The organism is Ruegeria sp. SCP10, assembly GCF_040329495.1.
GTDB lineage: Bacteria > Pseudomonadota > Alphaproteobacteria > Rhodobacterales > Rhodobacteraceae > Ruegeria.
This window is the reverse complement of record NZ_JBDZYF010000083.1, coordinates 1-377: the sequence shown is the minus strand read 5'-3', so window position 1 is coordinate 377 and position 377 is coordinate 1. Positions and strand designations below refer to the sequence as shown.

Genomic DNA, 377 nt, shown 5'->3' with positions numbered 1-377 from the left:
CCTCCCCAGACGGCATCGCAATGTGCCAGGGTCGTGGTGCTTGCAGCCACAATATGGAGAGGACAGTGACATGAAAGATATGATGATTGGGGTCGATCTGGCAAAGTCAGTGTTTCAAGTACACGGAGTTCTGCAGACTGGTGAGGTACAAGTTCGCAAGAAGCTGACGGGAAAGCAGTTTGTCGCGTTCATGGCCAGTTAAGAACCCTGTTTGGCTGAATTCGAGGCTTGCTGTGGCGCGCATTATTGGGCGCGGAAAATGGAAGCTCTTGGCCATGAGGTCAAACTGATCGCTCCACAATACTTGCGCCCTTTTGTGAAGCGTCAGAAGAATGACGCCGCTGATGCCGAGGCGATCGTGATCGCCGCCCGGCAGC

At 54.1% G+C, this 377-nt stretch carries 2 pseudogenes; both read left to right on the top strand.

Going from position 1 to position 377, the window contains the following annotated elements:
* Window positions 1–202: pseudogene (locus tag ABLN87_RS22565) on the top strand (hypothetical protein); the annotation flags it as partial.
* Window positions 203–377 (top strand): annotated as a pseudogene (locus ABLN87_RS22560) (IS110 family transposase); the annotation flags it as partial.